The organism is Pseudomonas sp. HS6-2 (assembly GCF_049325675.2).
Lineage (GTDB): Bacteria > Pseudomonadota > Gammaproteobacteria > Pseudomonadales > Pseudomonadaceae > Aquipseudomonas > Aquipseudomonas putida_N.
The window spans coordinates 1,793,287-1,818,239 of the sequence record NZ_CM143906.1 but is presented as its reverse complement, the minus strand read 5'-3'; the positions used below and the strand labels follow the sequence as shown (position 1 = coordinate 1,818,239).

Genomic DNA, 24,953 nt, shown 5'->3' with positions numbered 1-24,953 from the left:
CCAGAACAAGGAAGCAACGTGAAAAGACTCTTCACCGCCTCGCTGCTCGCCGCCGGCCTGGCCTTGGGCAACCTCGCCCAGGCTGCCCCGACCCTGCTGAACGTTTCCTATGACGTGATGCGCGATTTCTACAAGGACTACAACCCGGCCTTCCAGAAGCACTGGGAAGCCGAGCACAACGAGAAGGTCAATGTGCAAATGTCCTTCGGCGGCTCGAGCAAGCAGGCGCGTGCAGTGATCGATGGCCTGCCGGCCGATGTCATCACCATGAACATGGCCACCGACATCAACGCCTTGGCCGACAACGGCAAGCTGGTGCCGGACAACTGGGTGACCCGCCTGCCGAACAACAGCGCGCCGTTCACCTCGGCCACTGTGTTCATCGTGCGCAAGGGCAACCCCAAGGCCTTGAAGGACTGGCCTGACCTGCTCAAGGACGGCGTGCAGGTGATCGTGCCCAATCCCAAGACCTCGGGTAACGGCCGCTACACCTACCTGTCGGCGTGGGGCTATGTGCTCAAGCAAGGTGGCGATGAAACCAAGGCCCGCGAATTCGTCGGCAAGCTGTTCAAGCAGGCGCCAGTGCTCGACACCGGTGGCCGTGCCGCCACCACCACCTTCATGACCAACCAGATCGGCGACGTACTGGTTACCTTCGAGAACGAAGCCGAGATGATCGCCCGCGAGTTCGGCCGCGATCAGTTCGAAGTGGTCTACCCGAGCGTGTCGGCCGAGGCCGAACCGCCGGTGAGCGTGGTCGACAAGGTGGTGGCCAAGAAAGGCACCCAGGCCGTGGCCGAAGAATACCTGAAATACCTGTGGTCGCCGGCGGCCCAGGAAATCGCCGCGCAGAACTACCTGCGTCCGCGTGATGCGACCGTGCTGGCCAAGTACAACGACCGCTTCCCGAAAGTCGACTTCCTGTCAGTAGAGAAGACCTTTGGTGACTGGCGTACCGTGCAGAAAACCCACTTCAACGACGGTGGCGTGTTCGACCAGATCTATACCAACCAGCAGTAATTTATGTATGCAGGACCGGCCTCTTCGCGGCTTTAGCCGCGGAGGCCGGTAAAGGCAACATCAAACCTGGCGGAATACCAGAGCCTTCAGCCCTCCCGCCGGGTCCACATCTGGAAACTCCGGCGGATTTTCCAGCCGCTCGACGAAGGCCAGCGAAGGCGCCTGCTCGGCCATCCCCTCGATCAGAAACTCCGGCCCGATCCCCGGGTCGTTGACGCATGCCAGCACCGTCCCACCTTCACTCAGCAATTCCGGCAGTCGCCGCAGGATCTTGGCGTAATCCTGGGTCAGCACGAAGCTGCCGCGCTGGAAGGTCGGCGGGTCGATGATGATCAGGTCGTAAGGCCCGTACTTGCGCACCTTGCCCCACGACTTGAACAGCTCATGCCCCAGGTAGGCGACCCGCGACGCATCGTGCCCGTTCAGCCGGTGGTTATCGCGCCCCCGCGACAGCGCCGACTTGGCCATGTCCAGGTTCACCACCTGCTCGGCACCGCCAGCAATCGCCGCCACCGAAAAGCCGCAGGTATAGGCGAACAGGTTGAGCACGCGCTTGCCCGCCGCCTGCTCACGCACCCAGCGCCGGCCATAGCGCATGTCGAGGAACAGGCCGTTGTTCTGCCGCACGCCCAGGTCAAGCAGATAGTTCAGGCCATCCTCGACCACCTCGCGCTGCTGGCAAGGCTCGCCCAGCAGCCACTGGCCCGGGCTGTCGGGCAGGTAACGGTGCTGGATGAGGATCGCTTGGCCGGCCCACTGCGGGTGTACGGCCAGGTTGCGCAGCATGGCTTCGAGCTCACCCAGCTGGCCCTCGGGCGGTTCACGGAACAGTGCCACCGACAGCACACCCTGCAGCCAGTCCACCGTGACCTGCTCCAGACCCTCCCAGCAACGGCCACGGCCATGGAACAGCCGGCGGGTTTCCGTGGGGGCGGGGTCAAGGGCAGCGAGCAGGTGCTGTTCGAGGGTGTGGATCGGCGAAGTCATGGCGGGTCGCAAGCAAGTGAAAAGGCCGCCATTCTACCCCTTGGCCGGCACTTGTGCAGAACGGAACCACCAGCCTTGCTGCATGCCCGCTGCCGCCAGCAGAATCAACGCCACCCCCAGCCACTGCAGCGGTGCCAGACGGTGCCCGAAAGCCACCCAGTCGACCAGGATCGCGGCAATCGGGTAAATAAACGACAGCGCACCGGTCAATGCCGTGGGCAAGCGTTGGATCGCGCTGTAGAGCAGCACATACATCAACCCGGTGTGGACCATGCCCAAGGTCACCAGACTGGCCAAGGCAGGTGGCTCGCCAGGTAGCCCGCCCAGCTTCACCCACGGCGCCAGCAGCAATACCCCGGTGGCAACCTGGATCAACGCGATCAGGTGAGGTGGCGTGCCTTTCAGCCGTTTGATGATCAACGCGGCAATCGCATAGAGGAACGCCGCGCCCAGCGCCAGGCCAATACCTTGCAAGTAGTCCTCACCACTGGCCTGCCCCGCGCCATGGGCACTGACGATCGCCAACATGCCAAGGAATGCCACGCTCAGCCAGGTAACCTTGGCGGCGGTGATCTTCTCGCCCAGGAACAGCGCCGCCAGCCCCACCAGCATGAACGGCTGGACGTTGTATACCGCCGTGCCGATGGCAATCGACGCCCGCGAATAGGAGGCAAACAGCAGCACCCAGTTACCAACGATGGCCACCCCGCTGGCGATGGCCAACAGGGATGCCATACGGGTTATCACACCAGGCTTGAGAAAACCGTAAGCCGCGCAGATTGCCAGCAAGGTGCCGGTACCGAACACGCAGCGCCAGAACACCACCTCCAGTACGGGCTGCCCCGACACCAGCACGAACCAGCCGATGGTCCCGGAAATCAGCATGGCGGCGACCATTTCCAGCGAGCCACGGCGCAATGAACTGTCCATCTCACACCTCCCTTGGATGATGGCCATAGTATGCGGAGGGTCGCCTTACGCCTTCCAGCTGAAATCCAAGGCAGATCAGCCGGTTTACCTTTACTATCAAGGCAAATTTCCCGATTTGCCTGATGAGACAAACATGACCGACGCCATCGACCAACTGCTGATCAATGCCTTGATGGAAGATTCGCGCCGCTCGCTCAAGGCCCTGGCGCAGATCAGCGGCCTCTCGGCCCCAAGCGTCAGCGAGCGCCTGCGCCGCCTCGAAGAACGCGGCGTACTGCGTGGCTACACCGTGGAAGTCGACCCGCGCAGCTTCGGCTACCAACTGCAGGCGATCGTGCGCATTCGCCCGCTGCCGGGGCAGTTGCAGGAAGTGGAGCGTCAGATTATCGCCATCCCCGAGTTCACCGAGTGCGACAAGGTCACCGGCGAGGACTGCTTCATCGCACGGCTGCATGTGCGCTCGATGGAGCAGCTAGACACCCTGCTCGACCGCATCAATGTGCTGGCCGAAACCAACACCGCGATCATCAAGAAGAGCCCGGTGAAGAGGCGCTTACCGCCGATGGACTGAGTGTATCCATTCGAAAGAGATACTGACTATTTTTTGTACACAATAATGTCACCATAGGTGCCATTTTTGTGTGCACTTTCTCAGGTAACGCCCCAATACGTTACACATCCTGCGCAACTAATTTTGACCAATTGATCAACTAATCAGCCAACTAAAATTTAAAGCTGTTCATTTGGTCAACTTATATTTCCTTTATTTCATCAACTTAATTTTCAACTGCTTAGATTCAAATTAGTGGCTACCTGAGACTCGCTTATTCCCTGGCATGGAACTCGCTTTTGTGTGTTCGTGTTTTGTATACAAATTCTACGAAACATAAATACACAAGAACTCGCGACGCCGATCCAACGCCGGCCGCCGCGCCCAGAACCCAGTGATGCCAAGCTGCACCGACGAGATGGCGAGCCCGTGCGCATGCCCGCTCATCGCAGTCCACGTGCATCAGGAGCCTGCCGGAATGAGTACCAGCCTCGACCTTGCCCCTGAACTATCCGTCGCCAGCACCAGCCCCTCTTCCACCCTTGCAGGCGATATGCCGCCACTTGGCCTGAGCCCACGCCTGCACAACCGAGACCTCGCACCCACCCGTATCGAAGGCCGCCGCTGGGGCCGCTACAGCATCTTTGCGCTGTGGACCAACGATGTGCACAACATTGCCAACTACTCCTTCGCCATGGGCTTGTTCGCCCTTGGCCTGGGCGGCTGGCAGATCCTGCTGTCGCTGGCGATCGGCGCGGCACTGGTGTACTTCTTCATGAACCTGTCTGGCTACATGGGGCAGAAGACCGGGGTACCGTTCCCGGTGATCAGCCGCATCGCCTTCGGCATCCATGGCGCGCAGATCCCGGCGCTGATCCGTGCGGTCATCGCCATCGCCTGGTTCGGCATCCAGACCTACCTGGCCTCGGTGGTGCTGCGCGTGCTGCTCACCGCCGTGTGGCCGCAGGTCGCCGCCTATGACCACGACAGCATCCTCGGCCTGTCGAGCCTGGGCTGGGTATGTTTCGTGGCGATCTGGCTGGTGCAGCTGGTGATCCTCGCCTACGGCATGGAGATGGTGCGCCGCTACGAGGCCTTCGCCGGTCCGGTGATCCTGCTGACCGTGGCCAGCCTGGCGGTGTTCATGTACTTCAGGGCCGATGCGCGCATCGCCTGGTCGGTGGCCGAGCCGCTGACCGGCTATGAGATGTGGCGCAACATCTTCGCCGGTGGCGCCCTGTGGCTGGCGATCTACGGCACCCTGGTGCTGAACTTCTGCGACTTCGCCCGCTCCTCGCCGTGCCGCAAGACCATCCGCGTCGGTAACTTCTGGGGCCTGCCGGTGAACATCCTGGTGTTCGCCATGATCACCGTGGTGCTGTGCGGCGCGCAGTTCCAGATCAACGGCCAGATCATCGACAGCCCGACCCAGATCGTCGCCAGCATCCCCAGCACCCCGTTCCTGGTGCTCGGCTGCCTGGCCTTCCTGATCGTAACCGTAGCGGTGAACATCATGGCCAACTTCGTCGCGCCGGCGTTCGTGCTGAGCAATCTGGCGCCCCGCCACCTCAACTTCCGCCGCGCCGGGCTGATCAGCGCGACCCTGGCTGTGTTGATCCTTCCCTGGAACCTCTACAACAGCCCACTGGTGATCGTGTACTTCCTGTCCGGCCTGGGCGCCCTACTCGGCCCGCTGTACGGGGTGATCATGGCCGACTACTGGTTGCTGCGCAAAGGCTGCATCAACGTGCCGGAGCTCTACACCGAGCACCCGACCGGTGCCTACCACTACAGCAAGGGCATCAACCTGCGTGCCGTGGTCGCCTTCGTGCCCGCTGCACTGCTGGCCATCATCCTGGCGCTGGTGCCGAACTTCCATGGCATCGCGCCGTTCTCCTGGCTGATCGGCGCCGGTATCGCCGCTGCGGTGTACCTGTTGATCGCCCCGCGCAGCCGCCAATACCACGATGTCAGCGGCGAGTGCATTGCCGTCGACCACAGCAGCCATTGATCAAGGAGGACTGCCTATGCGTATTCTGATCGCCAATGTAAACACCACCGAAGCCATCACTGAGGCCATCGCCGAGCAGGCGCGCAGCGTCGCCGCGCCCGGCACGGAAATCATCGGCCTGACCCCCTGGTTCGGCGCCGAATCGGTGGAAGGCAATTTCGAGAGCTACCTGGCTGCCATCGCCGTTATGGACCGGGTGCTGGCCTACGACGGCCCCTACGATGCCGTGATCCAGGCCGGCTACGGTGAGCATGGCCGCGAGGGCCTGCAGGAATTGCTCGACGTACCGGTGGTGGACATCACCGATGCCGCCGCCAGCACCGCCATGTATCTGGGCCACGCCTATTCGGTGGTGACCACCCTGGACCGCACCGTGCCACTGATCGAAGACCGCCTGAAGCTTTCCGGGCTGTATGACCGTTGTGCCTCGGTACGGGCCAGTGGCCTGGCGGTGCTGGAACTGGAAGCAGACCCGCTACGCGCGGTGGAGGCCATCGTCGAGCAGGCCGAACGTGCTGTGCGTGACGACAAGGCCGAGGTGATCTGCCTGGGCTGCGGCGGCATGGCCGGACTGGACGAGCAGATTCGCCAGCGTACCGGGGTGCCGGTAGTCGATGGCGTGAGCGCGGCGGTGACCATTGCCGAGTCGCTGGTGCGGATGGGGCTCAGCACCTCCAAGGTGCGCACCTATGCCACACCGCGGACGAAGAAGGTGGTGGGCTGGCCGATGAAGTTCGGGCGGTAATACCGCTTCGTCTGTGCCGGCCTCGTCGCGGGGCAAGCCCGCTCCTACAGGTCCGGCGCGATCCTGTATGCGCGGGCTTGTCCCGCGAAGAGGCCAGTACAGTCAACACAGTAATCGAGCCAACCGCTCGCCACTGCCACAGGCCAAGGTAAACCCCAAGGCCCCATGCCCCAGGTTCAGCCACAGGTTGCGATAGGCGCAAGCCCCGACGATAGGCACTCCGGTCGGCGTCGCCGGTCGCATCCCCGCCCATTCCACCGCCCCCGCGTAATCCGCCGCCCGCGGCAATGTCTCCAGCGCCTGTCGACGCATGCTGTCGAGCCTGCGCGCATCCACCGTTTCGTCGTAGCCGACGATATCCACCATCGCCGCTACTCGCAGTTGCTGGTCGAGCCGCGCGTAAACGATCTTGCGTTCGTAGTCAGTAATGCTTAGCTCAGGCGCCCGATGCTCCGCTGTGATCGCTGCCGTCAGGCTGTAACCCTTGAGCGGATAGACCGGCAGCCGCAACCCCGGTAGCGCCAGCCCAGCACTTCGATGGCCGGCGCATAGTACCAGGCGCTCGACATCCATCTGTTCACGCCCTAGCTGCAGTGCCACCACCCGATCATCACGGCTGATCAGCCGCGTGACCGGCCTACCCAGTAGGAATTGGCACTGCCCGGATGCACGCAATCGCTCCGCAAGCCGCTCGCAGAATCGATGGCAATCGGCGACTTCCTCATCCGGGGTCAGCACGGCGCCGATAAAGGGCGCATCGGCCAACGCCGGCTCCAGCGCCCTGACTTCGCTGGCACCGAGCACTCGTTGACGATCCGGATCGAGCAGATGCTCGCGCCCATGGGCGAACGCCCGCTCACTGCGAAAGGCCACCAGCTTGCCGTTCTGCCGCCAGGCGAAATCACTCAGGCCATCATCTTCACGCCAGCATTTCAGGGTGGCCTGGCTGTGCAAGGCCAACTCCAGCAGCTGTGCGGCGTTACGGCGATTGACGCTGCTGCGGCAAGCCATCACGAACGCCAACAACCAGCGCCATTGGGCAACGTCCAGGCGCAAGCGCAGGCGCAGTGGCGAGTCACCCCGCAATAACCAGCCAAGCGCCTGCCACGGCACACCGGCATCGGCCAACGGCGCCACATAGCGATAGGAAAGCTGCCCGCCATTGGCGAAGCTGGTCGCCGAGGCCAACTGGTCTCGCGCCTCGACCAGCACCACCGACAGGCCTTCGCGCACCAGCGCATAGGCCGTCGCCAGGCCGACCACGCCACCACCGATTACCGTCACCCGTTGCGTCATTGCCCTTCCCTGTCCTGGCTCCTTGCCAGGACAGTAACAGCGGATCAGGTCGGGCAGCTATGGGCACCGCCATTCAGGCCCTGGCGAACGTTGCGGCTGAGCAGGCTGGCCTTGCCGTCGTGCCAGGTCAGGGTGAGGACGTAGAGGGTATCGAAATCGTCGCCGCTCCAGTCCTTGGTGATCACCCGCTCATCGCCCAACGCCTTGCCGGCCACGGCGTTGATCAGCTCCGGCAGGTAGCCATGAGACCAGGCGGTATAGACGGTGGCATTACGGTACTTCTCGCTGAGCAATTCGTCGGCGAGTTCGTCGGTGTCGTTGGCGCCGAAGTCGATATTGACCGGCAACCCCAGGCGTATGGCGCTGGGCGTGATGGTCATCAGCGGGCGGATGTAGCTGTAGCTCTGGTCCTGGCTGCCTTCCTCGACATGCCGCGAGGGGTTGGCCGCAAACACATAATCCGCCTTGCCGAAACGCTCCGGCAACAAGGTGGCCAGGTCCAGCGCGCGATTGAGGCCCTGGCAGTTCAGTTGCCCCAGGCCTTCACCGGGCTTTTCGGCATGGCGCAGGAATACCAGCGTCTGGGTGCCGTCGACCGGTTGAGCACGGCTCTCGACCACTTCCAGTGTCAGCGGCACAGCCGCAGCGACGAGCGCCAGGCTGAGCAACAGGTGGCGGCGACGTCGAAAGAAAGATGGCAACTTCATGCAAGCAGGCTCTTGTGGCAAAAGGTATCTGGATACCCGCCACATTGCCCCGTGGCCTATGCCGCGAGGCATCCGTGTTAGTGATCGCCATCCTTGGCAACGAGCAGGACTCAGAGTGTCCGCAACCCGTTTGGTTCCTCCCTGAGTGTGGATGCCGTTCCCTAGGCAAGGATTACGTTAGAGCAGACGTGTTGCGGAATTATGTCGAGTGCGAATCGGTGATGACTACATCGAAGACCTGCTCGATCACCTGTTTCGGCCCCTGGTTCAGACTCCAGGTAAAGAACACGAGAAACCCGAGCAAGAAGACGCTGAGAACAGAGCCGACGAGACTCTGAGCGACGCCCAGCCAAAATCCCGGTTTGGCATTTCTGATTTCGATGCTGGCCTTTTGGGAGTAGAAGCGATCAAGCTCAGCAGCCTGGGTGGCAATCGATGCGTCCAGAAAACCCTTAACAAGCTGGCTCGCCTGATTGCGATAGCTTTCCAGCTGCGACCGTCCGCAGAAAGCACCACAATCAGATGCAGGTCAACAGATTGTGTAGTCCTTTTCCGCCCACTGTAGGACGTGAACTACTCAATCATCCCGCGTCAGCACTTCCAGCAATTCGATCTCGAAGGTCAGGTCCGAATTCGGCGGAATCGCCCCCACGCTACGTTCGCCATACCCCAGGTACGCTGGCACCTGCAGCTTGCGCTTGCCGCCCACGCGCATGCCCATCAGCCCTTGGTCCCAACCTTTGATGACACGGCCGGTGCCAATCACGCACTGGAACCGCTTGCCGCGCGACCACGACGAGTCAAACTCGCTGCCGTCGGCCAGCCAGCCGGTGTACTGGGTGGTGATCAGGGCGCCTTTGACAGCGGCTTTGCCGTCGCCTTCGACGAGGTCGGTGATCTGCAGTTCGCTGCTCATGGGCATGCTCCAACGCTGAAATTCAAGGGCGCCCTTTTCTCAGGAATGAACCGGTTTGGCAAGCTCGCGTGGTGATCCATGCTGACGCATCGACCACAGCACCCCGCCGACCACCAGCATGATCGCCGCCGCTTCCAGCAGGCTCGGCCCGGCTTGCCGCCAAAGGAAGGCATACAACAGCGCGAACAGGGTCTCGAATACGATCAGCTGCCCGCTCAAGGTCAGCGGCAGGCGCTTGGATGCAGCGTTCCACAGCGCCGTGGCCAACCAAGAACCCAGCACGGCGCAGCCCAGGCATGCGGCCCAGAACAGCCACCAACGCGCCATCGGCGCCTCGACCTGCAGCTCCTGCGGCTGCCACATCGCCAGGGCGGCGACCATCAGCAGGCTGCTCAGGCCGGTCAGCACACCGATCAGCACCGACCACTGGTGACTGTCGAAATGCCCGCTCTGCTTGAGATAACGGCTGTTCTGCACCGCGTACCAGGTCCAGCAGGCCAGCGCGGCCAAGGCGTAGAGCAGCCCCATGAGCTTGTCGCCGATATTGCCCGGGGCGAAGGCAAAGGTCTGCAGGTTGATGCACAGCATCCCGGCAATGATCAGCGCCAGCGGGCCGATCAGCCGCCGGATCGGCACTGCGCCACTGTCGTTGCGGCCATACAGGGTGATGGTCAGCGGCAGCACACCGACAATCAGCGAGGCAGGTGCCACGCCCAGGCGCTGGATTGCCGCCACCAGGCAGATGAAGTACAGCAGGTTGCCGACCACTGCCAGGCGCAGCAGCATCCAGCCGTCCGCCAGGGTCAGCTGGCGCAACTGCCGGGCCATCGGCACCGCCAGCAGCAATGAGATCAGGCCGACCATCGCATAGCGCACGCTGCTCAACAGCATCGGGTTGAACTCCGGCAACAGCTCCGGAACCATCAGTACCATGCCCCATAACGCACCGGCCCCGCCGGCATACATCACACCGCGCTTCACGCTTTACGCTCCTGTTCCTGGATGCGCGCAGGCTAACGCTGTGCAGCGCTGGCGGCAAAGGATCTTTGCGCATGCAGGCATTCCCGCGGGCAATGGCTCAGCCGAACTGCTCGAAGGCTTCCTCGCCGGTCAGTTCCGTGGTCTGATTGGCGAAGCAATACCAGGCGGGTTTCTGCTCGACGAAGATCTGCAGGTCGAAATCCCAGGCCTCGTCGCCGTCCAGCAGGCCCACAGGCACCGCATAGTGGTCCTTGTCCTTGAGCCGGTAATACAGGTGCGTGCCGCAACGGCTGCAAAAGCCACGCTGGGCCCACTCGGAGGAATCGTAGACCGCCGGCGCCCGCCCCTCGAAGACCGGCGCTTGGCTGCAGTCAACGACCAGCAGCGGGCCGCCGGTCCATTTGCGGCACATACTGCAATGGCATGCGCTGATGTGGGTGTTGTCGACAGTGACGCGCAGACGGGTTTCACCGCAGAGGCAGCTACCGCTTTTTGCCAGGGTCATGGTGGGGCTCCTTGCAGGTTGGGCCAGCAAGTATAGATCGGGCCCCACACCACAGCGCCCGCAGCCCACCCGTTCGGTCAGATGAACACGTTGCCGCGCAGGTACAGCGCCGCACGCCCGCTGATGATCACCCGGCCAGTGCCGGGCACTTCACAGTGCAGCTGCCCTTTGCGTGCCCCGCCCTGCTCGCAGCTCAGCGACGACTTGCCCAGCCGCTCGGCCCACACCGGCGCCAGCGAGGTATGCGCAGAGCCGGTAACCGGGTCTTCATTGACGCCGACTCGCGGGCCGAACCAGCGGGTGACGAAGTCGAAACCACGGCCAGCGGCAGTGACCGCGATGCCACGCACTTCGAATGCCGACAAGGCGACGAAATCGGGCTTCAGCGGGTCGAGCAGCGCGGCGTCATCGACCACCACCACATAGTCGTCAGAACGGTAGACGGCCTTGGCCGCGCTCAGGCCCAGCGCCTCCAGCAAGCCGGCTGGCACCTCCACGGCTTGCGGCTGCTTGGCCGGGAAGTCCATGGCCAGCAGGCCGTCGGCGCCACGGCTGACCCGCAACTCGCCACTGCGGGTGTTGAAGCACAGCACTTCGGTTTTCTCGCCCAGCTGTTCGAACAGCACGTAAGCCGAGGCCAGTGTGGCGTGGCCGCACAAGTCGACCTCAACGGTGGGGGTAAACCAGCGCAGGTCGAAGCTCTCACCATTGCGCACGAAGTAGGCCGTTTCCGACAGGTTGTTCTCTTCGGCGATGCGTTGCAGCACATCGTCCGGCAGCCAGCTTTGCAGCGGGATCACCGCCGCTGGGTTGCCACCAAAAGGCTCGGCGCAGAAGGCATCGACCTGGAAAATTTCGAGTTGCATCAAACGCTCCTTGTGATCCGGGCAATACCGGGTGGGTATTGAAAAGGTTACGCGCGGACCGGCGTGAGCACCGGTTCGCCGGCAAAGAAGGCCTGCAGGTTGCGCAGCACCAAGGCCACGGTATCACGTGCGGCCTCGGGCGACTGACCAGCCACATGGGGCGTGAGCACCGTGTTGCCAAGGGCCTTCAGGGCATCAGGCACGGAGGGTTCGTCATCGAACACATCGAGCGCGGCGCCGGCAAGCCGGCCTTGTTCAAGGGCTGATACCAGCGCCCGGGTGTCGACCACGCTGGCCCGGGCGATATTCACCAGGTAACCCTCCGCGCCCAGCGCCTCGAGCACCTGGGCATCGACCAGGTGGCGGGTATTGGCGCCACCGGGGGTGGCGATGACCAGAATGTCGACAGCCTCGGCCAGGTGCAACGGGCTGTCGTACCAGGTGTACGGCACGTCCGTTCGCGGGGTGCGGCTGTGGTAGCTGATGTTCATGTCGAAGCCCAGGCTGGCGCGCTTGGCGATGGCCTGGCCGACCGCGCCGAGGCCCAGCAGGCCCAGGCGCTTGCCGCTGACTGAAGGGCTGATCACCCGGTTCCACTCGCCACGACGCGTACTGGCGTCGGCATGAGGAATGTCGCGCAACAGCGCCAGCAGCATGGCCAGGGTGTGGTCGGCGACGGCCGCGGCATTGGCGCCGGCGCCATTGGTGACAGTGATTCCACGGGCGGCAGCGGCGGCCAGGTCGACCTGCTCGTAACCAGCACCGATCACGCAGATGATCTGCAGCTTGGGCAAGGCAGCGATCTCAGCAGCGGTCAGGCCCAACGGGCCTCGGGTCAGCACGGCGTCGATCTCGCCGGCATGGCGCTGGATGGCGTCGGTACGCATTTGCGGGGATGGGGCACGAATCAGTCGGTAGCCGGCCTGTTCGAGTAGTGGCAGATAATCGTCGACGGTTTCTACCAGTACTAGGATTGTCTTGCGCATGCCACCCTTCCTTTGAGTTTCAGAGAGGCATTATGCGGAGTAACTGGCCGGTACAGTCAATTGGGAAAACAGCGGGAAACTGTACTGTAGGGGTTGGGTGGGTTTGAGAGCGTGTCAGGGCTTCCAGGTGTTCGCCGGGAGAGTTGCAGCGGCTGTGAGATCGAGCGCCGCCCGCGCGGCGCTCGATCTCTCAGGAGCTAAACCTCTAAAGGCGAACACCTGCAAGCCTCAAAATTTACTGCCCGTAAGCGCGCCCCAACCCACCCGGCACACCGCTGCTGTCGGTTTCTTGCCATGGGCCATCCGGGTTCAACGACCAGCTCCAGCCATTGTCATAGCGGTAGTAGGTACGCTGCCGGTAAAAGACATTGGTCTTGTTCTCCAGCACATACACCCCAAGCTTCGGATCCCAGTGGCTGGCGCCACCCGGCGGCGGCGCGAAGCTGGCCGAAGTGCGTGGCATCGGCTTGGGAATCGCCGCTGGCTTGCTCGGCTGGGTCGACGGCTGGCCGCCTGGCAACGGTTTCACTGCGGGCCCCTGGTGCGGTGGCGCTGTCTCGATCGGCGGCGACGGCTGCTCATACGGTTGATGCGCCGTACACGCGGACAACCCCAGGGCCAGGGTAATCAGGGTCAAGCGGACGGTGCTGTGCATGGCGTTGTTCTCTTACTGGTCTGGGCTGTCAATGGTCAGGTGCTGGGTGGCCTGGGTGGTATTGGCCAGAGGCGCACCCTGGCCGATCCATTCGCCGCGGGTCGGCTGGCCGGCGCGCGATACTCGTGCAACCAGTTGGACTTCGGCGAATTGGGACAGTTTCATCTGCGGCAGCATAGCGTCAGCATCGGACAATTCCACCTCCAGCGGCAATTGCGCCACGGTCACCCGCTTGGCCGCCAGCGGCATGGGCGGGCCATTGCTGGCACGGGCGAAGATGAACACGGTGTCGTCAGGCTTGACCTTGTCCTTGAGCGCCGCCGCCAGTTCCACCCGCACCTTCAGGCGGGCTGTCGTAGTGGCCTGGGCTTTGCTGCCGGTGCTGCCCAGCCGCTCCGCGGCGCGGTCGATGCCACCTTGCAGTGCCGCCCGCGAGGCATCGCCTTCGGGCAATTGCGCCAGCAGTCGGTTCCAGTAGTCGATGGCTTCCTGGTAGCGCTCACCCTCGAAGGCGGCGATGCCCCGCAAGCCAAGGCTGGTGACCTCGTTCGGGTCGGCCTTGAGCGCTTCGTCGGTCAGCGCCTGCACCTGCGCGCTCCATTTCTTGTCGGCGGCGAAGTACAGCGCCTGGGCCCACTGGCCGAGCAGTTCTGGCTGGCGACCGGCCAGGGCGACGGCGCGCTCGTAGGCCCGTGCCGCGTCGGCCGGGCGTTGCTGGGCCATGTAGGCACGGCCAAGGAAGTACAGGCCTTCGGCCGAGTCCGGCTGGGCCTGCACGGCACGCTCGAGACGCGTGGTCATTTCGTCCATGGTCTTCGGTGCAGCGGCGAATTCCTGGGTCAGCTCGACCTTGTCCGCCGCGCCAAAGTGCAGGTACAGTCCCAGTGCCAGTACTGGCACCAGTACGGCCGCCAGCAATGGCAGGGCCTTGCCCAGGTGCCCCTGGCGTGCAGGTTCTGCGCCTTCGGTATCGGCCAGCAGCTCACGGGCCGCCTCATCGCGGCCCTTGGCCATTTGCGCCTGGTCGAGCACGCCGGCGGCCTGCTGGGCGGCCAGTTCGGCTACGCGCTCCTGGTACAGGGCGACGTTCAAAGCGGTGCGGTCTTCTTCCTGCTGCTGGCGACGGCCACGCAGGATCGGGATCAGCAGAAAGCCGAGGGCGGCGAGCAGCAGCAGGCCCGCGCTAAGCCAGAATTCAGTCATGGGTCTGTTCTTTTTCCAGCAGTTTGGCGAGACGCTCGCGTTCTTCGACGGACAGTTCCTGTGCGGCCTGGCTTGCCGGGCCACGGCGACGGCGGACGATCACCGCCAGCACCACGAAACCACCGGCCAGCAGGATGCCCGGGCCGAACCAGAGCAGCCAGGTGCGGCCGCTGAGCGCCGGCTTGTAGCGCACGAAATCGCCATAGCGATCGACCATGAAGTCGACGATCTGCTGGTTGCTCTTGCCTTCGCCGAGCATGCGGAAGATCTCGCGGCGCAGGTCGGCGGCGATCGGTGCGTTGGAGTCGGCGATGTCCTGGTTCTGGCACTTGGGGCAGCGCAGTTCCTTGGTCAGTTGCTGGTAACGCTCGCGCTCGGCGTCATCGCGGAACTGGTAGGTATCGATGGCCGCCTTGGCCACGCCGGCCAGGCTCATGCCCAGCACGGCGGCTGCCAGCCAGCGCCTCATGGCTTGGCCTCGTCGACCAGGCCCTGGTATAGCGGCGCCAGCTGCTCGCGCCACACGTCGGCGTCGACGATACCGACGTGCTTGTAGCGGATGATGCCCTTGGCGTCGATGAGGAAGGTTTCCGGTGCGCCATACACGCCCAGGTCCAGCCCCAGGCTGCCCTGCTCGTCGCGGATATCCAGCTGGTACGGGTTGTGGAACTCGGCCAGCCATTTCTGCGCGGCTGCGTTGTCGTCCTTGTAGTTGATACCGTGGATCACCACGCCCTGCTGGGCCAGCTGGTTCAGGTACGGGTGCTCGACCTTGCACGACGGGCACCAGGTGGCCCACACGTTGACCAACGCTGGTCGGCCATGCAGGTCGGCCTGGGTCAGGTTGCGCTCACCCTGGGTCGACGCCAGGGCAAACGCCGGGAACGGTTTGCCGATCATCGCCGACGGCAACTCGTCGGGCTTGAGGAACAGCCCTTTGTAGAGGAAAACCGCCATCAGCAGGAATACCGCCAGTGGCACGACCATGATCCAACGCTTCATGCAGCAGCTCCAGACACGCCCAGGGCTTCGCGCACCCGGGTCTTGACCTTGACGCGATAGCGTCGGTCGAAGGCCGCCAGCAACCCGCCCAGGCCGGTCAGCAGACCGCCCAGCCAGATCCAGCGGACATAAGGCTTGATATGCACGCGCACCGCCCAGGCGCCGTTCTCCAGTGGCTCGCCCAGGGCAACGTACAGGTCACGGGTGAACCCGGCATCGATGCCGGCCTCGGTCATCATCGACTGCTGCACGGTGTACAGGCGCTTTTCCGGGTGCAGGGTGGTCACTTCACGGCCGTCGCGGGTGACCACGATGGTGCCCTTGTCGGAGATGAAGTTCGGCCCCTCGAAGTGCTTGGCGCCCTCGAACAGGAAGTGGTAACCGCCCAGCTCGACGCTCTCGCCCGGCGCCATGCGCAGGTCGCGCTCGGCGCTGTTGTTGCTCGACAGCACCACGCCCAGGGCACACACTGCCAGGCCCAGGTGCGCCAGCTGCATGCCCCAGTAGCTGCGGGAAAGGCCCTGCACGCCCTTGGCCAGGCCCTTGTGGCGGGTCTTGTCGACGATGTCACGCAGCCCGCCGAGCACCACCCAGGCCGCCAAGGCGAAGGCGCTGAGGACCGGCCAGTCGAGATCGTCGACGATGAAGCCCGCGACCGGCGCCAGCACCGCGCTGCCAATCAGCACCGGGGTCATCATTTTCGCCAGCCACTTGCCGGGGGTGTCCTTCCAGCGCACCACCACCCCCACACTCAGCACCACCATCAGCAGCGCCATCAGCGGCAGGAACAGGGCATCGAAGTAAGGTGGGCCGACCGACAGCTTGGCCCCGGTCAGGGCATCGAGCACCAGTGGGTACAACGTGCCCAGCAGGATCATCGAAGCCGCCACCACCAGGATCAGGTTGTTGGCCAGCAGCAGGGTTTCACGCGACCACAGGGCGAAGCCGACCTGGCTCTTGACCACCGGGGCGCGCAGGGCGAACAGGGTCAGCGAGCCACCTACCACGAACAGCAGGAAGATCAGGATGAACACGCCACGCGCCGGGTCGGCAGCGAACGCGTGCACCGAGGTCAGCACGCCGGAACGCACCAGGAAGGTCCCCAGCAAGCTCAGCGAGAACGCGGCAATCGCTAGCAGCACGGTCCAGCTCTTGAATACCCCGCGCTTTTCCGTCACCGCCAGCGAGTGGATCAGCGCAGTGCCCACCAGCCACGGCATGAACGAGGCGTTTTCCACCGGGTCCCAGAACCACCAGCCGCCCCAGCCCAGTTCGTAGTAGGCCCACCACGAGCCCAGGGTGATGCCGACGCCGAGGAAGGCCCAGGCGACGATGGTCCATGGCCGCGACCAGCGCGCCCAGGCCGCGTCCAGGCGCCCGCCGAGCAGCGCGGCGATGGCGAAGGCGAAGGCCACCGAGAAGCCCACATAACCCATGTACAGCATCGGCGGGTGGACGATAAGGCCGAAGTCCTGCAGCAGTGGGTTGAGGTCACGGCCGTCGGTCGGCACCTGCGGCAGCAGGCGCTGGAACGGGTTGGAGGTGATGATCAGGAAGCTCAGGAAGCCGACGCTGATCATGCCCATGACCGCCAGCACACGTGCCAGCATGACCTGCGGCAGTTGCCGCGAGAAAATCGACACCGCAAAGGTCCAGCCACCGAGGATCAGCGCCCACAGCAGCAACGAGCCCTCGTGGGCGCCCCAGACGGCACTGAACTTGTAGTACCACGGCAAGGCACTGTTGGAGTTGCTGGCCACGTAGGCGACCGAGAAGTTGTCGGTCATGAAGGCGTGGGTCAGGCAGGCAAAGGCAAACACCAGGAAGGTGAACTGGCCCCAGGCGGCCGGGCGCGCCAGGCTCATCCACAGGCTGTCGCCCCGCCAGGCACCGAGCAGCGGCACCGTGGCCTGCACGGCGGCGAAACAGATCGCCAGGATCATCGCCAGCTGGCCGAGTTCGGGGATCACCAGCGCCGCGTTCATGGCTTGGCCCCCGCACCGTTGGCCGCCTGGCCGCTTTCCTTAAGGGCCTTGGTGACCTCGGGTGGCATGTACTTCTCGTCGTGCTTGGCCAGCACTTCGTCAGCCACTACCACGCCGTCGCCATTGAGCTTGCCGAGGGCGACGATGCCCTGCCCTTCACGGAACAGGTCCGGCAGGATGCCGCGGTAGGTGATCGGTACCGACTTGTTGAAGTCGGTGACCACAAAACGCACGTCGAGGGAATCGGAGGAACGCTGCACCGAGCCCTTCTCGACCATGCCGCCGGCACGAATGCGCGTGTCCAGCGGCGCTTCGCCGTTGGCGATCTGGGTCGGGGTGTAGAACAGGTTGATGTTCTGCTGCAGGGCGCTCAAGGCAAAGCCGACGGCAACCGCAACCCCGACCAGCAGGCCGAGGATAATGAACAGGCGTTTCTTGCGCTGCGGATTCACTGGTGGTTCTCCCGGCGCAGACGGCGCGCCTCATCTTGCAGGTAGCGACGGCGGGCCAGCAGCGGTGCAGCGACATTCAGCGCCAGCACCGCCAGGCAGATGCCATAGGCCGACCAGACATACAGGGCATGGTGGCCCATGGCGAGAAAATCGCCGAAGGAAGCGAAACTCATCGCGCGGCCCTCCGCCCCAGGCTGTTCAACACTTCATCCTTGACCCAACTGGCGCGTGCCTCACGCTTGAGCACTTCGAGGCGCATGCGCAGCAGCAGCACGGTACCGAAGAAGCAATAGAAACCCAGCGCCGTGCACAGCAGCGGCAGCCACATTTCGGCCGGCATCGCCGGTTTTTCGGTGAGGGTGAAGGTCGCGCCCTGGTGCAGGGTGTTCCACCACTCCACCGAGTACTTGATGATCGGAATGTTGATGACACCGACGATGGCCAGCACCGCGCAGGCCTTGGCCGCGCTGTCGCGGTTGCTGATAGCCTGGCCCAAGGCAATGATGCCGAAGTACAGGAACAGCAGGATCAGCATCGACGTCAACCGTGCGTCCCAGACCCACCAGCTGCCCCAGGTCGGCTTGCCCCAGATGGCCCCGGTGACCAGCGCCACGGCGGTCATCCAGGCACCGATTGGGGCTGCGCATTGCAGGGCGACATCGGCCAGTTTCATCTTCCAAACCAGCCCCACCACTCCCGCCACTGCCAGCAGTACATAGCAGGACTGCGCCAGCATCGCCGCCGGCACGTGGATATAGATGATGCGGAAGCTATTGCCCTGCTGGTAGTCCTCAGGGGCGAAGGCCAGGCCCCAGACCACGCCGGTGACCAGCAGCAGCACGGCGGAAACGGCCAGCCATGGCAGCATGCGGCCGCTGATGGCGTAGAACCATTTCGGCGAACCCAGTTTGTGGAACCACGTCCAGCTCATTTTCATCAGGTACATCCAGGGTATTAGCCGGGCTTGAGAGCCCGGGACTCGTTATTCGCCGACGCTGATCTTCAGGCCGGCCGCTATCGCAAAGGGCGCCAGGGTAACCGCCAGGGCTGTCAGGCTGGCGAGCCAGAGCAGGTGGCCAGTGGCTGGCATATTTTGCAATGCCGCCTGCAGTGCACCACTGCCCAGGATCAATACAGGGATATACAACGGCAGAATCAGCAATGCCAGTAACAAACCACCGCGCTTGAGACCGACCGTCAGCGCCGCGCCAACAGCGCCCAGCAGGCTCAATACCGGCGTGCCCAGCAGCAGCGAGCCGAGCAGCACCGGCAGGCAGTGGCTGGGCAAGCCCAGCATCAGCGCCAGCAATGGCGCCAACAATACCAGCGCCAGCCCGGAAAAGATCCAGTGCGCCAGCACCTTGGCCAGCACCAGCATGGCCAGCGGGTGCGGCGACAGCACCCACTGCTCCAGCGAACCGTCCTCGAAGTCGCTGCGGAACAGGCCGTCGAGCGACAACAACACGGCCAGCAAGGCCGCGACCCAGACCAGTCCAGGCGACAAGGTTTGCAACAATTGGCTTTCAGGCCCCACCGCCAGCGGGAACAGCGCCACGACGATGGCGAAGAACACCAGCGGGTTGGCCAGCTCTGCCGGGCGGCGGAACAGCAGGCGCGCTTCACGGCGCAGCAACAGGATGAATACGCTCATGCCGCCCATTGCCCCAGATTGAGTTCCCGGTAGCCGGTCGGCTTGCGTTCCAGCGTGTGGTGCGTCGTCAGCACCACCGTGCCGCCCTGTTCACAGTGGGCGGCCAGGTGCGCTTCAAGCTGGGCCACGCCCTGCTTGTCGAGGGCGGTAAAGGGTTCGTCGAGGATCCACAGCGGCGGGCTGTCCAGGTGCAGCCGGGCCAGGGCCACGCGGCGCTGCTGGCCGGCAGACAGGGTATGGCAGGGAACGTCTTCGAAACCACGCAGCCCGACCGCTTCGAGTGCCGACCAGATGGCTTCAGGGGTGGCCGGTTGGTGCAGCGCACAGAGCCAGGTGAGGTTCTCCTCCGCCGTGAGCAGGTCCTTGATACCGGCGGCGTGGCCGATCCACAGCAGGATGCTGGCCAGGGCGTCGCGCTGTTCGCCGAGCGGCTGGCCACCCAGCAGGATCTGCCCGGCAGTCGGCTGCATCAGCCCGGCCAACAGGCGCAGCAGGCTGGTCTTGCCGCTGCCGTTGGGGCCGCTGATCTGCAGCATGTCGCCGGGGCGCAGCTCGAAATCGAGATGCTCGAACAACAGGCGCCAGTCGCGCTCGCAGGCCAGGCCCACGGCTTGGAGGTGAAGGGTCACGGATTCGCCTTATCTATATGCTTCTCAAGTCGCCCAGCTCGCTGCCGTTATACTGGCAGTGACAGGCGGCAGGCATTATTACATGTGCTGCCACGCTGCCAAGAGGGCGGGCTCCACAGGTTGTATACAATCATGACTGAAATCAATAGTCTCGGCGCACAAACCGCCATCAATCCGCAGGCGATCAAGGCCCAGCTGACCGGTGAGCTGCTCAACCTGACCCAGGCCCAACCCGGCCTGCTCAAGCCCGGCGAAACCGCTCAGGCCGAAGTGCTGGCGATGCGTCAGAGCGGCAGTACCTTCCAGCTGGTGCTGCAAGTGATTCAGGCCAGCGGCAGCCAGACCCAGCTCCAGGCCACTGCCAGCCAGCCGTTCGCGCAAGGCAGCCAGTTCACCATCAGCCAGCCAGAGAGCAACCGCCTGGCCGTCATGGTGCAGCAAGCCAGTGCCAGCAACGTTGCCACCCTCACCCAGCTCGATACCAGCAAGGTGCCGGTCGGTACCCTGCTGCAGGGCAAGGTCCTGACCAACCAGCCACTGCCGCAAAGGGCGGGCGAAGTGGCCAGCTTCCGCTCGCTGGTGAGCCTGCTCAACACTGCCCAGGCCGGTGCCACGCTGACCATCGACAGCCCGCGCCCGCTGCCGATCGGTAGCCTGCTCAGTGCCCTGGTACAAGGTGACCAGTCGCTGCGTTTCATGCCACTAAGCGGTCGCCAGGAGCAATTGAACATCGCCCAGCAGCTGCTGACTCAGCAGGGTCGCCAGGCTTCCCTGCCCGGCCTGCTCAGCGCGCTGCAGCAGATTGCCAACAGCCCGGGTAGTGACAGTGAACTGCGCAGCACCGCCAGCAACCTTCTGGCCAGCTTGCCGGATGCCCGCCAGCTCAGTGACGGCAAGGCGCTCGCCCAAGCCTTGAGCAACAGCGGCGCCTTTCTCGAGGCCAAGTTGCTCGGCGGCCTCAGCGCCAGCGTGGCCACCGATCTCAAGGCACAACTGGTGCGGCTGGTGGCGCAGGCCTCGGTCAGCGCGCTGGCCAATCCGGTGACCGCCGCCAGCACCCTGGCCCAGGCGCTGCCGGCCATGGCCCGCAGCGCACTGGGCATGCTCGACCGGGTCAGCCCAAGGACACCGCCAGGCGCATTCCCGCTGCCCTCACGGTTGCTGCAGGCCATGGAAAACGAAGGCGACCTGCAGCAACTGCTGCGCCTGGCCGCCGCTGCCATCTCGCGCCTGCAAAGCCACGCTTTGAGCAGCCTGCAGCAATCCGGCACGCTGGATAACGGCAACCTCCAGACCACCTGGCAAACCGAAGTACCCGTCCGCCACGGACAGGAGTTCATCCCTCTGCAAGTGAAACTGCAGCGCGAAGAAACCCCGGAACAACAGGCCGAGCGTCAGCAGCGTGACCAGCAAGACCCACTGCAGGCGCTATGGCGGATCGACCTGGCCTTTGATCTTGCTCCATTGGGCCCGCTGCAAGTCCAGGCACAACTGGTTCAAGGGCGCCTGTCCGGTCAGTTGTGGGCCGAGCGCGAGCAGACCGCGCGGCTGATCGAGAGCCAGCTCGGTGCACTGCGCGAACGCCTGCTGGCCCGCGGCCTGGAGGTCGGTGACCTGGAATGCCACCCCGGCATTCCACCACAGGGCCCGCGCACGCGGGTGGAGCAACGCTGGGTGGATGAAACCGCATGACCCACAAGCAACCGCGCCAGGCCATCGCCCTCAGTTACGATGGCCAGCAAGCCCCCACGCTGACCGCCAAGGGCGATGACGAGCTGGCCGAAGCCATCCTGGCCCTTGCTCGCGAGCACGAAGTGCCGATCTACGAAAACGCCGAGCTGGTGCGCCTGCTGGCCCGCCTGGAACTGGGCGAACAGATCCCCGAAGCGCTGTACCTGACCATCGCCGAAATCATTGCCTTCGCCTGGCAATTGCGTGGCCGGGTTCCGGTCGGCTTCAGCGAAGAGCCCGCCGCCGAGCGCGACATCACGCCCGACCCATTGCGCCTGCCACCAGGCCGATCCCTGTAGATATCTACCGCAGCCAGCGAGCCTCGTCGTCGCAGCCTTGCCCGTTCTTCCAACCGAGCAAGGTAAACCCCATGTCTGCCAGCAGAATCAACGCCAGCGGTGTGCAGTACGTCCGCGACCACTTGAGCAACATGCCACGCCCCGATCGCGAGGCCAATCGGCGGATCCGCCAGTGGCTGGCCCAGCGTGGCCTCGACCTCGACCCCGAACAGATCGATGTCGTCACCCTGCATTACCGCGCTGATGGCCCGCGCACCTACCTGGCGGCAGTGACCCAGCGCCAGAGCCTGGCACAGGCGCTGCTGGGCAACTGGCAAGGTGAATCCAACAATGATCTCCTCGATGCCCTGATCAAGCCCTCTTGGGCCGGTACCCTGCCCGACGGCCCGTTGCGCATGGTCGAAACCTTGCCAGCGCCAACCCTCAACCACTCTGGCGCGGCATACGAAGTGTTCAATGGCCTGTTCCGGCGAACCGAGCCCGCCCGTTACGACGCCTCGACGCACCTTCCGATAGCCGCCGAGGCCTTTCAACAGTTCATCACCGCGCTGGACTTCCACACGCCATTCAAAGCCATGCTGGATGATTACTGGCGCAACCATCTGCACAGCTACCGATTGTCCAGCAAGCTCAATTTCGTCGCCGCCTGCAATCTTCAGGTCGCACAAGGCAGCCTGAGCAATGCCGGACGCCACCTGGCCTGGCGTGCCGCCGACCTATTGCCGCGAGGCCAAGGCCTGCGCCTGAGCACCCTGAACATCTATGGCTACGCGGCAACCGACCTGTTGTACATCAACGACGCCAGTAGCGATCTGACCCTACTCTATGCCCCAGGCAACAGCGCTCCGTTGCTGGAGTTCGCCAGTGAAACGCTACTCAAGGACTGGGTTGGCCAACAATGCAAGGTCCCCGCCAGCCGCCAAGCACTCAGGCAGCACTTCAGACTGGCCGACGGCCCCCAGGGCCTGGACTTCAGTGGTCTCGATACCGCCCTGGAAGGCTTGGGCGAATATCCCCGCAGGCATCGTTTGCCGCCGGAGCACGGTTTTTTCAACGACGATGGCACCTGGTCGCCCCGCGACTATGTGAACTATCGGCCTGGCAAATACAGCCCCAGAATCACTGGCGACCTGTTCCAGGCCCTGGCTGAGCGGCAGCGCCAGCGCAGCTACGACGATGCCGACTTCATCATCACCACCGACAGTGACGTCACCAAGGCACGTTGGCGCACCTACCTGAACACCACGCTCAACCTGCTGGCGCCGCTGAGCCTTGTGGTACCTGGCCTGGCACCGCTGCTGGCGGTCGGTGGTATCGCCCAGCTCGGCCTTGGGCTGGACCAGGCCATCAATGGCAAGGGCCTGCAAGACAGGCACGACGGCGTGGCCGAAATCGCCTGGGGCCTGCTCAATGCCATGCCGCTGATCGTGCACGGGGTTGCCCGCAGCAAGGTGCTGTTCGAAAGCAAGAGCGACCGTTTCGTAGTGCCAAGCCGCATCAACGATCAGCTCGGTTACCCGCTCAGCCCGCTTTCGCCGCCGCACCTGCCAAACGTCGATATCGCGCCGTACTTCCACATCCCTGACCCCATCCCGCCATTGCCGGAAGGCGATCAGGCCGTGGCTGACTCGGTGATACGGGTCCCTCGCTACGATGGCACACCGGATAACCTCGACACGCGTATCAATACCTACAACGCACGCGTCATCTACGACATGGAGCGAGACGCGTTCATTCAGGACAACGCGCTCAATGAAGTCGACCCGGTTGCCTACATAGCCCGCCCTGGCAGCCACGATCTGGTCCCGGCAGCTGCCGGTCGAGAAGTCAGCAACGCTACACGCATGCGCACCCTTCGGGCACTGGGCGTCGACTTGCCACTGCCGGTGGATTTTCCTCTAGTACCGGACGAGAGTAGCCAGGCCATCCCGAAAACGATCTCCTGCCTTTGGGTTGGCGACAAGGTGCTCAGCCCGTCGCTCATCGCCAACCTGGCAAGCAACGCCGCACGCGCCAACGACAGCGCCTACGCTATCCGTTTGTTCCTTTCCGCTGAGTCGCCATCGGCCTACGCCGAAAACCTGCGCCTCCTCGCCGAACACGCCCCGGGCCTGCAGGTGCTGCCGCTGGAAGAGCAAAGCTTCTTCCGCACCTTCCAGCAAAGCCGATACTACGCCCAGTACCAGGCTGCGCTGGACGGCAACGGCGGAGTGGCGTGCAACTTCGCCTCAGCTTCCGACGTCCTGCGCTACCCCATGCTGCACCATGAAGGTGGGCTGTACATGGATGTGGACGACTACCTGCTGGCAGCGGGCGAACCGCCCCTGGTCGTCGACGGGCACCCCGTCGGCAACCCTGGCGAACCGCTTGAGCAGGTTGCACTGCTCACCGCCCCGGATGGCCTGCTGCTGCCGCCCCCCATGTCCAACGAGAAAATGAGCATGAACTGCCTCTACAACACCAGCGTGATCGGCAGCCATGCAGGCAACCCCACGCTCGAGGCAATTTCCGAGGAAATGCTCGCTCGTTACCAGGCCAATCGGGATTTCTACGACAGTAAGCCGAGCCTGGCCGAAGACCCTGCTGGCTTCTATCGCTACGCCAAGCGCCTGAGCTACCTGACAGGGCCTGACCTGCTCACCCGTGTTGTCGATCAACGCCTGCCGGTTCTGCGCACCCTGCGCCAGATCATGAACTTGTACAACATGCCGCGTATCCATTCATGGCAGTTCATTGAACTTGATCAATACCAACAAGCATTGCGCAACTTGCTACCACTGAACCGCTCGGTCAAGGTCGGCGGCAACCACTCCTGGGCCACGACCTGAGTACATACATACCCCTTA

Annotated in this window: 26 protein-coding genes; 7 read left to right on the top strand and 19 right to left on the bottom strand. The window is 63.8% G+C overall.

What is annotated here, in order from left to right; genetic code table 11:
- Positions 1-18: 18 nt before the first annotated feature.
- On the top strand, positions 19-1,020 hold the full coding sequence (locus ACOKS3_RS08545) for a sulfate ABC transporter substrate-binding protein (protein ID WP_103446535.1): 1,002 nt from the start codon (positions 19-21) through the stop codon (positions 1,018-1,020).
- 60 nt (positions 1,021-1,080) lie between these two features.
- Here the strand turns inward: ACOKS3_RS08545 and ACOKS3_RS08540 are convergent, their stop codons facing one another.
- A complete protein-coding gene (locus ACOKS3_RS08540; protein ID WP_103446534.1) occupies positions 1,081-2,007 on the bottom strand; it encodes a class I SAM-dependent methyltransferase in 927 nt (308 codons plus the stop codon).
- Positions 2,008-2,040: 33 nt separating this feature from the next.
- Positions 2,041-2,937 carry a DMT family transporter gene (locus tag ACOKS3_RS08535; RefSeq protein WP_422763246.1) on the bottom strand — a complete coding sequence of 299 codons (897 nt, stop codon included), beginning with the start codon at positions 2,935-2,937 and terminating at the stop codon, positions 2,041-2,043.
- Positions 2,938-3,070: 133 nt separating this feature from the next.
- Here ACOKS3_RS08535 and ACOKS3_RS08530 point away from each other — a divergent pair, with 133 nt between their 5' ends.
- The 3 genes from ACOKS3_RS08530 (at position 3,071) to ACOKS3_RS08520 (ending at position 6,243) form a co-directional block, all read left to right on the top strand.
- Positions 3,071-3,508, top strand: coding sequence for an Lrp/AsnC family transcriptional regulator (locus ACOKS3_RS08530; protein WP_103446532.1), 438 nt, complete (start codon positions 3,071-3,073; stop codon positions 3,506-3,508).
- Between the two features lie 457 nt (positions 3,509-3,965).
- Positions 3,966-5,498, top strand: a complete 1,533-nt coding sequence (locus ACOKS3_RS08525) for an NCS1 family nucleobase:cation symporter-1 (protein WP_422763245.1) — start codon at positions 3,966-3,968, stop codon at positions 5,496-5,498.
- A 16-nt stretch (positions 5,499-5,514) separates the two neighbouring features.
- A complete protein-coding gene (locus ACOKS3_RS08520; RefSeq protein WP_103446530.1) occupies positions 5,515-6,243 on the top strand; it encodes an aspartate/glutamate racemase family protein in 729 nt (242 codons plus the stop codon).
- A 102-nt stretch (positions 6,244-6,345) separates the two neighbouring features.
- On the opposite strand, the gene ACOKS3_RS08515 is transcribed toward ACOKS3_RS08520, so the two are convergent.
- From ACOKS3_RS08515 to ccmA, 17 genes are all read right to left on the bottom strand, one after another.
- On the bottom strand, positions 6,346-7,539 hold the full coding sequence (locus ACOKS3_RS08515) for a D-amino acid dehydrogenase (protein ID WP_103446529.1): 1,194 nt from the start codon (positions 7,537-7,539) through the stop codon (positions 6,346-6,348).
- 44 nt (positions 7,540-7,583) lie between these two features.
- Positions 7,584-8,246, bottom strand: coding sequence for a histidine phosphatase family protein (locus tag ACOKS3_RS08510; RefSeq protein ID WP_422763244.1), 663 nt, complete (start codon positions 8,244-8,246; stop codon positions 7,584-7,586).
- Positions 8,247-8,823: 577 nt separating this feature from the next.
- Positions 8,824-9,162 carry an FKBP-type peptidyl-prolyl cis-trans isomerase gene (locus tag ACOKS3_RS08505; RefSeq protein WP_422763243.1) on the bottom strand — a complete coding sequence of 113 codons (339 nt, stop codon included), beginning with the start codon at positions 9,160-9,162 and terminating at the stop codon, positions 8,824-8,826.
- Positions 9,163-9,201: 39 nt separating this feature from the next.
- Positions 9,202-10,143, bottom strand: a complete 942-nt coding sequence (locus tag ACOKS3_RS08500; RefSeq protein WP_422763242.1) for a DMT family transporter — start codon at positions 10,141-10,143, stop codon at positions 9,202-9,204.
- Positions 10,144-10,240: 97 nt separating this feature from the next.
- Positions 10,241-10,648, bottom strand: coding sequence for a GFA family protein (locus ACOKS3_RS08495; protein WP_422763241.1), 408 nt, complete (start codon positions 10,646-10,648; stop codon positions 10,241-10,243).
- Between the two features lie 77 nt (positions 10,649-10,725).
- Positions 10,726-11,514, bottom strand: a complete 789-nt coding sequence (locus ACOKS3_RS08490) for a PhzF family phenazine biosynthesis protein (protein WP_103446525.1) — start codon at positions 11,512-11,514, stop codon at positions 10,726-10,728.
- A gap of 47 nt (positions 11,515-11,561) precedes the next feature.
- The gene (locus ACOKS3_RS08485; protein ID WP_422763240.1) at positions 11,562-12,500 is read right to left on the bottom strand and encodes a 2-hydroxyacid dehydrogenase; all 939 of its coding nucleotides are present in this window, start codon (positions 12,498-12,500) and stop codon (positions 11,562-11,564) included.
- A gap of 235 nt (positions 12,501-12,735) precedes the next feature.
- Positions 12,736-13,155, bottom strand: coding sequence for a hypothetical protein (locus ACOKS3_RS08480; RefSeq protein ID WP_103446523.1), 420 nt, complete (start codon positions 13,153-13,155; stop codon positions 12,736-12,738).
- 12 nt (positions 13,156-13,167) lie between these two features.
- Entirely contained in the window at positions 13,168-14,358 is a 1,191-nt protein-coding gene (gene ccmI / locus ACOKS3_RS08475) for a c-type cytochrome biogenesis protein CcmI (protein ID WP_103446522.1), read from the bottom strand.
- Complete coding sequence (locus ACOKS3_RS08470) at positions 14,351-14,827, bottom strand: cytochrome c-type biogenesis protein (RefSeq protein WP_103446521.1); 477 nt, start codon at positions 14,825-14,827, stop codon at positions 14,351-14,353. The genes ccmI and ACOKS3_RS08470 overlap by 8 nt, the downstream gene beginning before the upstream one ends.
- Entirely contained in the window at positions 14,824-15,360 is a 537-nt protein-coding gene (locus ACOKS3_RS08465) for a DsbE family thiol:disulfide interchange protein (protein ID WP_103446520.1), read from the bottom strand. Before ACOKS3_RS08465 ends, ACOKS3_RS08470 begins: the two co-directional genes overlap by 4 nt.
- On the bottom strand, positions 15,357-17,330 hold the full coding sequence (locus ACOKS3_RS08460) for a heme lyase CcmF/NrfE family subunit (RefSeq protein ID WP_181004515.1): 1,974 nt from the start codon (positions 17,328-17,330) through the stop codon (positions 15,357-15,359). The genes ACOKS3_RS08465 and ACOKS3_RS08460 overlap by 4 nt, the downstream gene beginning before the upstream one ends.
- Positions 17,331-17,341: 11 nt before the next feature.
- Complete coding sequence (gene ccmE / locus ACOKS3_RS08455) at positions 17,342-17,797, bottom strand: cytochrome c maturation protein CcmE (protein ID WP_103446518.1); 456 nt, start codon at positions 17,795-17,797, stop codon at positions 17,342-17,344.
- Entirely contained in the window at positions 17,794-17,970 is a 177-nt protein-coding gene (gene ccmD / locus ACOKS3_RS08450; RefSeq protein WP_103446517.1) for a heme exporter protein CcmD, read from the bottom strand. Before ccmD ends, ccmE begins: the two co-directional genes overlap by 4 nt.
- Positions 17,967-18,734, bottom strand: coding sequence for a heme ABC transporter permease (locus ACOKS3_RS08445; protein WP_103448219.1), 768 nt, complete (start codon positions 18,732-18,734; stop codon positions 17,967-17,969). The genes ccmD and ACOKS3_RS08445 overlap by 4 nt, the downstream gene beginning before the upstream one ends.
- 45 nt (positions 18,735-18,779) lie before the next feature.
- Complete coding sequence (ccmB, locus tag ACOKS3_RS08440; RefSeq protein ID WP_371263234.1) at positions 18,780-19,457, bottom strand: heme exporter protein CcmB; 678 nt, start codon at positions 19,455-19,457, stop codon at positions 18,780-18,782.
- Positions 19,445-20,077 carry a cytochrome c biogenesis heme-transporting ATPase CcmA gene (gene ccmA / locus ACOKS3_RS08435; RefSeq protein WP_103446516.1) on the bottom strand — a complete coding sequence of 211 codons (633 nt, stop codon included), beginning with the start codon at positions 20,075-20,077 and terminating at the stop codon, positions 19,445-19,447. The genes ccmB and ccmA overlap by 13 nt, the downstream gene beginning before the upstream one ends.
- Before the next feature lie 132 nt (positions 20,078-20,209).
- On the opposite strand from ccmA, the gene fliK reads away from it, so the two are divergent.
- From fliK to ACOKS3_RS08420, 3 genes are all read left to right on the top strand, one after another.
- Positions 20,210-21,769 carry a flagellar hook-length control protein FliK gene (gene fliK, locus ACOKS3_RS08430; protein WP_103446515.1) on the top strand — a complete coding sequence of 520 codons (1,560 nt, stop codon included), beginning with the start codon at positions 20,210-20,212 and terminating at the stop codon, positions 21,767-21,769.
- Positions 21,766-22,107, top strand: coding sequence for an EscU/YscU/HrcU family type III secretion system export apparatus switch protein (locus tag ACOKS3_RS08425; protein WP_103446514.1), 342 nt, complete (start codon positions 21,766-21,768; stop codon positions 22,105-22,107). The genes fliK and ACOKS3_RS08425 overlap by 4 nt, the downstream gene beginning before the upstream one ends.
- Before the next feature lie 71 nt (positions 22,108-22,178).
- Positions 22,179-24,935, top strand: coding sequence for a dermonecrotic toxin domain-containing protein (locus ACOKS3_RS08420; RefSeq protein WP_422763239.1), 2,757 nt, complete (start codon positions 22,179-22,181; stop codon positions 24,933-24,935).
- The last annotated feature ends 18 nt before the right edge of the window (positions 24,936-24,953 follow it).

Excerpts from the sequence above, each read along its gene's own strand:
- ACOKS3_RS08495 (WP_422763241.1), bottom strand. The coding sequence starts at position 10,648 with ATGACCCTGGCAAAAAGCGGTAGCTGCCTCTGCGGTGAAACCCGTCTG.
- ACOKS3_RS08480 (WP_103446523.1), bottom strand. The coding sequence starts at position 13,155 with ATGCACAGCACCGTCCGCTTGACCCTGATTACCCTGGCCCTGGGGTTG.
- ACOKS3_RS08510 (WP_422763244.1), bottom strand. The coding sequence starts at position 8,246 with ATGAAGTTGCCATCTTTCTTTCGACGTCGCCGCCACCTGTTGCTCAGC.
- ACOKS3_RS08490 (WP_103446525.1), bottom strand. The coding sequence starts at position 11,514 with ATGCAACTCGAAATTTTCCAGGTCGATGCCTTCTGCGCCGAGCCTTTT.
- ACOKS3_RS08540 (WP_103446534.1), bottom strand. The coding sequence starts at position 2,007 with ATGACTTCGCCGATCCACACCCTCGAACAGCACCTGCTCGCTGCCCTT.
- ACOKS3_RS08535 (WP_422763246.1), bottom strand. The coding sequence starts at position 2,937 with ATGGACAGTTCATTGCGCCGTGGCTCGCTGGAAATGGTCGCCGCCATG.
- ccmD (WP_103446517.1), bottom strand. The coding sequence starts at position 17,970 with ATGAGTTTCGCTTCCTTCGGCGATTTTCTCGCCATGGGCCACCATGCC.
- ccmI (WP_103446522.1), bottom strand. The coding sequence starts at position 14,358 with ATGACTGAATTCTGGCTTAGCGCGGGCCTGCTGCTGCTCGCCGCCCTC.
- ACOKS3_RS08420 (WP_422763239.1), top strand. The coding sequence starts at position 22,179 with ATGTCTGCCAGCAGAATCAACGCCAGCGGTGTGCAGTACGTCCGCGAC.
- ACOKS3_RS08485 (WP_422763240.1), bottom strand. The coding sequence starts at position 12,500 with ATGCGCAAGACAATCCTAGTACTGGTAGAAACCGTCGACGATTATCTG.
- fliK (WP_103446515.1), top strand. The coding sequence starts at position 20,210 with ATGACTGAAATCAATAGTCTCGGCGCACAAACCGCCATCAATCCGCAG.
- ACOKS3_RS08525 (WP_422763245.1), top strand. The coding sequence starts at position 3,966 with ATGAGTACCAGCCTCGACCTTGCCCCTGAACTATCCGTCGCCAGCACC.
- ACOKS3_RS08470 (WP_103446521.1), bottom strand. The coding sequence starts at position 14,827 with ATGAGGCGCTGGCTGGCAGCCGCCGTGCTGGGCATGAGCCTGGCCGGC.
- ACOKS3_RS08445 (WP_103448219.1), bottom strand. The coding sequence starts at position 18,734 with ATGAAAATGAGCTGGACGTGGTTCCACAAACTGGGTTCGCCGAAATGG.
- ACOKS3_RS08530 (WP_103446532.1), top strand. The coding sequence starts at position 3,071 with ATGACCGACGCCATCGACCAACTGCTGATCAATGCCTTGATGGAAGAT.
- ACOKS3_RS08520 (WP_103446530.1), top strand. The coding sequence starts at position 5,515 with ATGCGTATTCTGATCGCCAATGTAAACACCACCGAAGCCATCACTGAG.
- ACOKS3_RS08425 (WP_103446514.1), top strand. The coding sequence starts at position 21,766 with ATGACCCACAAGCAACCGCGCCAGGCCATCGCCCTCAGTTACGATGGC.
- ACOKS3_RS08515 (WP_103446529.1), bottom strand. The coding sequence starts at position 7,539 with ATGACGCAACGGGTGACGGTAATCGGTGGTGGCGTGGTCGGCCTGGCG.
- ACOKS3_RS08465 (WP_103446520.1), bottom strand. The coding sequence starts at position 15,360 with ATGAAGCGTTGGATCATGGTCGTGCCACTGGCGGTATTCCTGCTGATG.
- ACOKS3_RS08505 (WP_422763243.1), bottom strand. The coding sequence starts at position 9,162 with ATGAGCAGCGAACTGCAGATCACCGACCTCGTCGAAGGCGACGGCAAA.
- ccmB (WP_371263234.1), bottom strand. The coding sequence starts at position 19,457 with ATGGGCGGCATGAGCGTATTCATCCTGTTGCTGCGCCGTGAAGCGCGC.